The sequence below is a fragment of the Bathymodiolus azoricus thioautotrophic gill symbiont genome (assembly GCF_001298715.1).
Lineage (GTDB): Bacteria > Pseudomonadota > Gammaproteobacteria > PS1 > Pseudothioglobaceae > Thiodubiliella.
This window is the reverse complement of record NZ_CDSC02000133.1, coordinates 1-8,997: the sequence shown is the minus strand read 5'-3', so window position 1 is coordinate 8,997 and position 8,997 is coordinate 1. Positions and strand designations below refer to the sequence as shown.

Sequence of the window (8,997 nt, the reverse complement as noted above, 5' to 3'; positions counted from 1 at the left end):
TAGTCCCTTAATTTTATTGGTAACTATTTTATGCAAACAATAGACATTCAAAACCTTAAAGCCAATGATATTATTCGTAAGTGTGTGCATTGCGGATTTTGCTTAGCGACTTGCCCGACTTATCAACTATTGGGTAATGAATTAGACTCACCGCGTGGGCGCATTTATTTGATCAAATCTGCTTTGGAAAACAATGAATCGTCCGCTGAGAGTCTACAACATTTAGACCGTTGTTTAACTTGTCGTGCTTGTGAAACGACTTGCCCATCGGGCGTGGAATACGGGCATTTGTTAGATATTGGTAGAGCCTTAATAGAGGGCAAACGACCACTATGGCAAAAGGCTTCTCGTTTTGTAGTGCGCAAGTTTTTGACCACGCCAGTGTTGTTTAATACGGTTGGATTTTTGTTTCGACATTCTAAAATTAAAACACCCATAATCAAGCCAAAAAAGATCAAAGCAAAGGTTTTGTTATTAGGTGGTTGCGTGCAGCCTACGCTTGCACCCAATATTAATCACAGTGTTAAAAATATCTTAGCAATGCTTGGTTATAAAGCAGAAGAAACCCCACAAAAACAGTGCTGCGGTGCGATTGACCAACATCTTGGCGCTAATGATGAAGCGCTACAAAAGATTAAGAAAAATATTGATGCATGGCATTCATTTGAGGTGATTATATCCAGTGCTAGTGGCTGTGGCGTCATGGTTAAAGATTACCCTTCATTGTTTAATGAGTCAGACCCTTATCACCAAAAAGCACAAGCGGTGAGCGAAAAAACGCAAGATATTGCTGAGTTTTTGGTAGACAAAGATTTGTCAGTATTAAAGACAGTTAACAAAAAAGTAACTTATCATTCACCCTGCACGATGCAACATGGGCAACAACTCGGTGGCTTGGTGGAGTCTATTTTGGAGCAGTTGGGCTATGAACCATCTATTGTTGCTGATTCTCATCTGTGTTGCGGCTCAGCGGGTACTTATTCAATATTTCAGCCAAAACTCTCACAACAATTAAAAATCAACAAGTTGCAAAACCTACAAGCGAGCAATCCAGAAATGATTGTTACTGCAAATATAGGTTGTTTAATGCACTTGCAAAAAGGCACTAAAGCACCTGTTAAACATTGGATAGAACTGTTGGGTAATTGATTAGTTTTAGTAAAAATTTAAGGCGTACCACTAAAAAGTTTAGTAATTTCATCAACCAACTGCCAGTTGCCATTAAAAATGAAGTTGAGAAAATAAGAAGTTTGCAATAACTTTTGAATATTGGAATAAATTATTAGAAAAATAGTCTAGAATAGACAAAATGGATAAAAAATTATGCAAAAAACTTCAAGCAGTCATTTGAAGCAAAATATTTCTATTTTACAAAACGCACTTAGATCTGATTTGTTAATAACTAAACAAAATAAGCCTTTTGTGGTGGTAATGGATTATCAAAAATATCAGGCATTAAATAATGCAGGAAAGATTGCAAATGCTGAAACGATGCAGGCTATTCAAAACTTAGAGCAAGGTAAAGATGTCATCACTTATAACAATGCTCAAGAGATGTTTGATGATTTGGATTTGTAAGTTATGATCATTAAACTTGATAAAAAGTTTAAGAAAGATATTAAGCGTGACAAAAATTCTGGAAAGTTCAATGATAATGATTTCAATGAGTTGAAATTGGTTATGACCAACTTGGTTGGTGATATTGTTTTGGATAAAAAATATTTGACACATAAATTAGTGGGTAACTGGTTGGGTTATTAAGAGTGCCATTTGAAGTCAAATTGGTTGTTAATTTACAAGGCATCTAAAAATCAAATTAATTTTGCTGACTTGGCACGCACCAACAATTATTTAAAAAATATTAAAATATTAAAATATCAAAATGGGTAGAAGAAGAAAACTAAAGCCTAAGACTTACGAATTAGAGATTGAATCACTCTCTCACGAAGGGCGAGGTATTGCGCATCTTGATGAGAAGGTAATTTTTGTGAGTGGGGCGTTGCCGGGTGAAACAGTGATTGCTGAACGTGCTTTTTCGCGTGCTAAATTCGAAGAAGCAGATGTGAGTAAGGTACTTGTTGCATCACCTAAACGCATTACACCAAAGTGTTGCGTATTTGGTATTTGTGGTGGTTGTTCATTCCAGCATTTATCCGGCACAGACCAAATTGATGCTAAAGGAAAATGGCTAAAAGATGCATTTGAACAGCAAGCCAAAACTGAGCCAAAAAATTGGCTTGAGCCTTTGCAAACGCAGGCGTGGGGCTATAGGCGTAAGGCGCGTTTAGGTGTGCGTTTTGTTGCTAAGAAAGACAAAGTATTGGTGGGTTTTCGAGAAAAAAAATCAGGCTGGATTGCCAATATGGATAGGTGCGAAGTATTGCATCCTTCTATTGGCGAGCATTTGGTAGCGTTAGGTAATGCAATAGAAAAACTCTCAATCAAATCACAAGTTCCCCAATTGGAAGTTGCCGTTGCTGAAAATAACACGGTGCTTATCTTGCGACATCTTGAGCCATTAAGTGTGAAAGATGAGCAAATATTGTTAGATTGTGCTAAGGATTTGGATATTATTTTTTATACCCAAAGTGGTGGTGAGGAGACAGTTAAGCCACTTGAGAAAAGCGTTAATTTAACCTATTCTCATCCTGAGCATAATATTGAAATGGCATTTTTACCCACGGATTTTACGCAGGTGAATTTTAAACTTAATCAAAAAATGATTAACCTAGCGTTGTCATTACTTGAGCTTAATGGGGGTGATGAAGTGATTGATTTGTTTTGTGGTTTAGGTAACTTCACTTTGCCGATAGCTCGTTATGCAAAACATGTGGTTGGTGTTGAAGGTGATAGCGGACTGATTGAGCGTGCTAAGGAAAATGCACAGAGAAATGACATTCAAAATGCTGATTTTTATAAGGCAGATTTGTTTAAAGAAGTAGCAGGTTTTGAATGGTTTAGAGGCAAAAAATACAACAAAGCACTGATTGATCCAGCGCGCTCAGGCGCGATTGAAATTGTAGAATTATTAGCTAAACTTGGCGTTGAGCGATTGGTGTATGTGTCGTGCAATCCTGCAACTTTGGCACGAGATACTGCTAGACTCATTAAGATTGGATATAAACTAGAATCTGCAGGCGTGATGGATATGTTTCCACAGACTGCTCATGTTGAATCTATTGCATTATTTACCAAATGATTAGTATTAGTATTAAAGACCAAATACTATCTTTTAAAGATAAAACTTATTCTATCAGCAGCGCAGCAAATGGACTTGGGGAAGAAGAGGGTTCATTTTGTACACCAACGGGCAAATTTAAAATCGCCTCGATGATTGGTGATGGACTTGAATCAGGTGCAGTATTAGTTGCTAGGGTGCCAACGGGTGAAATATATTCACCTAAATTAAAGCAGCAACATCCTGATAGAGATTGGATACTCACGCGCATTCTTTGGTTGGATGGGCTTGAGGTGCATAATAAAAATACCAAAAAACGCTATATTTATATTCACGGTGCACCTGATGAGGCAACAATGGGTGTGCCTAGTTCAAAGGGTTGTATTCGACTGCGTAACCAAGATATTATTGAGTTATTTGAACGCGTTAAAATCGGTGAAGATGTTGTTATAATGAAAGCATGACTATATTAGCACAATACTTACCTAAGAATGCTTTAGAGCGTCTAAAAGCCAATAAAGATGCGGTACTAATTGATGTTCGCTGTGAAGCAGAAAACAAATTTGTTGGTCGGCCAGTTGACTGTATTTTTGTGCCCTGGCTTGATGACCCTGATTGGGAGGCCAATGAAGGTGAATTCATTGCTGCTATTGGACGCTTTAATTGCCAAAAAGATACTGAAATTATTCTAATTTGTCGTAGTGGTTATCGCTCTGGTGATGCGGGCAAATGCCTGCTTAAATTTGGCTTTACCAATGTTGCTCATGTTGTTAGTGGTTTTGAGGGGGATCTCGATGAAAATGATCAGCGTGGCAATGTCAATGGCTGGCGTCATGATGGCATGCCTTGGGTGCAATGTTAGACAATATTAAGCTTTTTATCCACCCTCGAGTGATAACCATGCTTTTTCTTGGCTTCTCAGCGGGTGTTCCAATTTTGCTTATTTTTTCTACGCTAGGGCTTTGGCTTAATGAAGCCGGCGTTGTAAAATCTAGTATCACCTTCTTCTCTTGGGCGGCATTAGGCTATTCATTTAAATTTGTATGGGCGCCATTGGTTGATCGGTTGCCTTTGCCTTTTTTGACCAAATTTTTAGGTCGAAGAAGATCATGGATGTTTATTTCTCAATTGGCAATCATGGTTTCAATATGGCTAATGTCTGCTGTTGATCCGCAAGCTAATATTGATAATTTAGAGTTAATGGCAATTGGTGCGGTGCTACTTGGGTTTTCGTCAGCCACACAAGATATTGTCATTGATGCATACCGCATTGAATCAGCCGATAAAGATATGCAATCAATGTTGTCTGCCACTTATATTGCAGGTTATCGAATCGGCATGTTAGTAGCGGGCGCCGGTGGTTTATTTTTGGCCAGTTATTTTGGCTCCACCAAAGAGCTATATAGTTTTTCAGCTTGGTCAAATACTTACTTAGTGATGATTATGGTGATGATGCTCGGTGTGGTAACAACACTATTAATCAAAGAGCCTGATTTAAGTCGTTACAATAAAGAATACTCAACCGCAGATTACCTTAGATTTTTTGCATTATTTTTAGCTATAGTCGCTGCTTTTATTGCCACATTTGTTGTTAGTGCTGATCTTGGCAAGGCATTTAAATCAAGCCTTACGGAAGTATTTTCCAATAAGCATTTGTCTGGTTTTATCGTTGCTACATTAAGAATGATGCTGGCCATTGCAGGTGCTTATATGGCAGCTAGAATATTAATCGCGTTAAATATTGTCAATCGTTCGATGGTGAACAGTACTTATGTTGAGCCAGTTAAAGATTTTTTTGATCGCTACGGATTGAGTGTTGCTATTTTATTATTAGCAGTGATTGGCTTGTATCGAGTGAGTGATATTGTACTTGGCGTTGTGGCTAATATTTTTTACCAAGATATGGGTTTTAGCAAAATTGAAATTGCCACTGTGTCTAAAACATTTGGCCTATTTATGACTGTTGCAGGCGGGTTTTTAGGCGGCTTGATGGCGATTAGATTTGGCGTATTTAAAGTGTTGTTCTTAGGTGCGGCTCTGTCTGCAATAACCAATTTATTGTTTATCGTTTTGGCAAGTGTCGGTCATGATATGACTTGGCTATACATTACCATTACGATGGATAATTTATCGGCAGGGTTGGCAGGGGCAGCCTTTATTGCTTTCTTATCAAGCCTTACCAATATCAAATTTACCGCGGTTCAGTATGCTGTTTTTTCGTCTTTAATGACTTTATTGCCTAAGATTTTTGGTGGCTACTCAGGCACAATCGTAGAGGTATTTGGCTATAGTGAATTTTTTATTTTCACCACGCTGATCGGATTGCCAATTTTGTATTTGGTGTATAAAGTTAAACCCTACATTGATTAAAATATGAACTTAGGATCTATTATGATGGATGTGTCAGGCTTGACATTAACCAATCTAGAAAAACAACAACTAGCCAAAGCCTCAATTGGCGGCGTTATTTTATTTTCGCGTAATTTTAAAGATATTTATCAAGTGAAATCCTTAATTCAATCTATTCGTTTAACCAATCAGAATTTACTCATTGCTGTTGACCATGAGGGCGGTAGAGTGCAACGCTTTAGAGAGGGTTTTACCCATTTACCAGCGATGGCAAAACTCGGTGAGATTTACGACCAAAATCCAGACCACGCTTTAGAACAAGCCGCGTCTTGCGGTTATGTGTTGGCAGCAGAATTATTAGCCATTGGTGTAGATTTTTCTTTTGCACCGGTGCTTGATTTGGATTATGATGTATCTTCTGTGATTGGCGATAGAGCCTTCCATTCTAACCCTGATGTGGTGGTGAAATTGGCCAGTAGCCTGATTGAAGGCATGCATAATGCAGGTATGAAATGTGTGGGTAAGCATTTCCCTGGACATGGTTTTGTAGCAGCAGATTCACATCTAGATTTACCAGTAGATGGGCGCCCATTGAATGATATTTCTCAAGATATGGCTGTTTTTAAGGCGCTTATTAACCATGGTTTGGACGCCGTAATGCCAGCACATGTGGTGTACTCGCAAGTGGACTTGAATCCAGCGGGTTTTTCATCAAAATGGATTAAGGAAATTTTGCAAGAAAAATTGGGTTTTGGTGGCGTGATATTTAGTGATGATTTATCCATGCAAGGTGCACATTTCATTAAAAATATAGTCAAGCGTGTTCAAGTCTCACTTGAGAGTGGCTGTGATATGGTGCTGATTTGTAATCATCCTGAATTAGTTGAGCAGGTGATTGATCGTGATTGGACGATGAGTGAAAAACTACAATCAATGCGAGGGATTAAGTCTAAGGATGTCGGTAAAATAACTTACTCGCAACATTTAGAAAATATCAGTGATTTACTATGAGTAAAGACAACAATCAAGATTTTGAACTTCGCCTATTAAATGCGGTGAGAAAAACCCTTATTTCTGTAGCAAAGGACACTATGACCAAGCCAGGATTGCGCCATCCATTGACACAGGATACGCAAAAAATGATCACCGATTGCCTAGATATCGTTATTTCTAGACAGGTCGTCATTGAAAAAGAATCCGGTATACATACTAAAATGAAACCTGTTTACACTGATGAACAAACGGTACAAAGCATTTCTGTTGACGATCTAAAGAAAACCTTAAATTAAATTCAATTCAATTCAATATGTTTTTAAAAAAGTCTCAAATTAGTAAAAATAAAAAATGATTTGGTTGGCTGCTATTTTTGGTTATTGGATTAATGGAGCTGTTGGTGCATTTGTTGGAATTGCGATAGTTTGGATATTGAGCTTTGTTACAAAGTCATTCAATGTTAATAACAATACTCATGCCACAACACTATTTCTTAACTCTCTTTTCTCAATGCTTGCGAAAATGGCAAAGGCAGATGGTGTCATTGCTAAAGAAGAAATTGATGCTGTAACACGGTTTATGAGCGCTATAAGATTGAGTAGCAAAGACAAAGAAACTGCTATCAATGCCTTTAGAAAAGCATCGTCAAGTGAGCAATCAATCTATGAATATGCCAGCCAATATAGAGCAGTAGCCAGTTCAGAAGTGAGAGGGGTTGTCTATGCAGTGCTTTGGGAAGTTGCGTATTCTGATGGTGTTTTGCACGAACAAGAAGATGAAATTCTAAGAAAAATACCCGAGTATTTAGGTTTACACAACGGTATATATAATGACTATAAAAATAGTGTCAATAACCAAAGTAGTTGGGGTGAGGCTGATATAGATAAGCATTATCAAGTACTTAGGTGCGCTAAAGATAATAGCGATAAAGAGATTAAGAAAGCCTACAGAAAAGCCATATCAAAGCATCATCCCGATAAAATACAGTCCCAAGGTCTACCTAAAGAATTTATGGATTACGCTAATGAGCAGTCAAAAAAAATCAACAAAGCTTATGATGCCATCAAAAAATCTCGACACTAGCACCACCCTATGATAGAAGCACAAAGCATTAGTTATCAAGAATTAATTCAAGCTGTTGCCGATGCCAGCGATAGCGATACAAGATACGGCTTCTTTTTAGGGGCGGGTGCTTCCGTTGAGTCTGGCATTCTTGCCGCTAAAGAATTAAGTGAAAAGTGGTTGGAAACCATTAAAGACAATAAGGGGGTCAATAATACAGACCTTAAAAAGTGGGAAGAAGAACCCGCCAAACACTATAGTGACATTTTCTCTCGGCGTTTTAGATCGAACGCCTCCGCTGGTCATGAAGAACTACAACAATACATTAATCAAGCAACCCCAAGCATCGGCTACTTATTTTTGGCACAAATTCTAACCAACACCAAGCATAAATTTGTGCTAACCACCAACTTTGACACAATGACCGAAGACGCTTTATTCTCACTTCATAATGCCCAACAAGCCAAACCTTTAATTATCGGGCACACCTCTTTGGCTGATTACCTTTTAGTATTCGCCCAGTGATTGTGAAACTGCACCATGATTATTTATTAAGCCCAAAAAATACCGAGCAAGATACAAATACCTTGTCACCTGAGTTTAAAAAGAACCTCCCCCTGTTTTAGAAGGCGTGCATTTGATTGTGATTGGTTATGGTGGCTACGACACAGGCATTATGGATCATTTACGAAAAACCATCAGGAGAAAACCCATCTATTGGTGTTGTAGAGATAAAAACAGACTATTAATAGAAACAAAAAAACTATTAACAGAGCAAGATTTTATTGTTGAAATTGAAGGGTTTGATCGTTTTATGCTAGTGTTAAATGATAAATTAAAACACCCTTCATTAATTGATCTAGACAATGTTGAGAACAGTGTATTGGTTAAGAATGTCATTCAACAAGTAAAAAACTACCAAGAACAACTGAGAAAGTTAGGTCAAAGAGGGGGCATGAAGGACAGTGAATTAAAGGCATTAGAACCACAATTGCCCACTTGGTGGAGTTATGAATTAAAAGCCATGAAAGAAACGGATCCTAATAAGAAAAATGAAATATATCTAAAAGGGTTGAAAGAATATCCTAAGAGTTTTGAACTTTGTGTCAATTATGCAAACTTTTTAACGATTATCGGCAAAGACTACGACCAAGCAGAAAAGTATTATAAAAAGGGACTAACTTACATTAATACCAACATCTTATAAGACAGCCTATTACCACTAAATCCAAACACAATTGAATCAATTCTATCCAGTGTCGATCGTTTGACATTGCCATCATTCAACCTAAAAACCAAACTCATCAACATAACGCCCGATATGTTTATCTGAAAAATGATGAAATACACCATGATAACCGCGTTTTAATAACGTCCCAAACACTCTCAATGCCATTAGTATGCACAATACCGTT

13 protein-coding genes are annotated in these 8,997 nt (G+C 37.7%); 12 read left to right on the top strand and 1 reads right to left on the bottom strand.

The genetic code is table 11. From position 1 onward, the window contains the following. Positions 1 to 30 precede the first annotated feature (30 nt). The 12 genes from glcF (at position 31) to BAZSYMA_RS02535 (ending at position 8,789) form a co-directional block, all read left to right on the top strand. Positions 31 to 1,149: a glycolate oxidase subunit GlcF gene (gene glcF, locus BAZSYMA_RS02590; RefSeq protein ID WP_090715328.1), complete on the top strand. Its 1,119-nt coding sequence runs from the start codon at positions 31 to 33 to the stop codon at positions 1,147 to 1,149. Between the two features lie 174 nt (positions 1,150 to 1,323). Further along, a complete protein-coding gene (locus BAZSYMA_RS02585; RefSeq protein WP_090715326.1) occupies positions 1,324 to 1,578 on the top strand; it encodes a type II toxin-antitoxin system Phd/YefM family antitoxin in 255 nt (84 codons plus the stop codon). 3 nt (positions 1,579 to 1,581) lie between these two features. Further along, positions 1,582 to 1,761, top strand: a complete 180-nt coding sequence (locus BAZSYMA_RS02580; protein ID WP_090715323.1) for a type II toxin-antitoxin system YafQ family toxin — start codon at positions 1,582 to 1,584, stop codon at positions 1,759 to 1,761. Between the two features lie 121 nt (positions 1,762 to 1,882). Next, positions 1,883 to 3,199, top strand: a complete 1,317-nt coding sequence (rlmD, locus tag BAZSYMA_RS02575) for a 23S rRNA (uracil(1939)-C(5))-methyltransferase RlmD (RefSeq protein WP_090715321.1) — start codon at positions 1,883 to 1,885, stop codon at positions 3,197 to 3,199. Further along, positions 3,196 to 3,642, top strand: coding sequence for a L,D-transpeptidase (locus BAZSYMA_RS02570; RefSeq protein ID WP_090715319.1), 447 nt, complete (start codon positions 3,196 to 3,198; stop codon positions 3,640 to 3,642). Before rlmD ends, BAZSYMA_RS02570 begins: the two co-directional genes overlap by 4 nt. Next, entirely contained in the window at positions 3,639 to 4,040 is a 402-nt protein-coding gene (locus tag BAZSYMA_RS02565) for a rhodanese-like domain-containing protein (RefSeq protein WP_090715317.1), read from the top strand. Before BAZSYMA_RS02570 ends, BAZSYMA_RS02565 begins: the two co-directional genes overlap by 4 nt. Further along, positions 4,034 to 5,548: an AmpG family muropeptide MFS transporter gene (locus BAZSYMA_RS02560; RefSeq protein ID WP_180323716.1), complete on the top strand. Its 1,515-nt coding sequence runs from the start codon at positions 4,034 to 4,036 to the stop codon at positions 5,546 to 5,548. The genes BAZSYMA_RS02565 and BAZSYMA_RS02560 overlap by 7 nt, the downstream gene beginning before the upstream one ends. Before the next feature lie 3 nt (positions 5,549 to 5,551). Beyond that, positions 5,552 to 6,538: a beta-N-acetylhexosaminidase gene (gene nagZ / locus BAZSYMA_RS02555; protein WP_090715315.1), complete on the top strand. Its 987-nt coding sequence runs from the start codon at positions 5,552 to 5,554 to the stop codon at positions 6,536 to 6,538. After that, positions 6,535 to 6,816, top strand: a complete 282-nt coding sequence (locus BAZSYMA_RS02550) for a hypothetical protein (RefSeq protein ID WP_090715312.1) — start codon at positions 6,535 to 6,537, stop codon at positions 6,814 to 6,816. Before nagZ ends, BAZSYMA_RS02550 begins: the two co-directional genes overlap by 4 nt. Positions 6,817 to 6,871: 55 nt before the next feature. Beyond that, positions 6,872 to 7,603: a TerB family tellurite resistance protein gene (locus BAZSYMA_RS02545; protein ID WP_090715309.1), complete on the top strand. Its 732-nt coding sequence runs from the start codon at positions 6,872 to 6,874 to the stop codon at positions 7,601 to 7,603. A gap of 9 nt (positions 7,604 to 7,612) precedes the next feature. Then, positions 7,613 to 8,107: an SIR2 family protein gene (locus tag BAZSYMA_RS02540; RefSeq protein WP_090715306.1), complete on the top strand. Its 495-nt coding sequence runs from the start codon at positions 7,613 to 7,615 to the stop codon at positions 8,105 to 8,107. 118 nt (positions 8,108 to 8,225) lie between these two features. Then, positions 8,226 to 8,789 carry a hypothetical protein gene (locus tag BAZSYMA_RS02535; RefSeq protein WP_195910059.1) on the top strand — a complete coding sequence of 188 codons (564 nt, stop codon included), beginning with the start codon at positions 8,226 to 8,228 and terminating at the stop codon, positions 8,787 to 8,789. A gap of 81 nt (positions 8,790 to 8,870) precedes the next feature. Here the strand turns inward: BAZSYMA_RS02535 and BAZSYMA_RS10630 are convergent, their stop codons facing one another. Further along, positions 8,871 to 8,978: a transposase gene (locus BAZSYMA_RS10630; RefSeq protein ID WP_206599436.1), complete on the bottom strand. Its 108-nt coding sequence runs from the start codon at positions 8,976 to 8,978 to the stop codon at positions 8,871 to 8,873. Positions 8,979 to 8,997 lie beyond the last annotated feature (19 nt).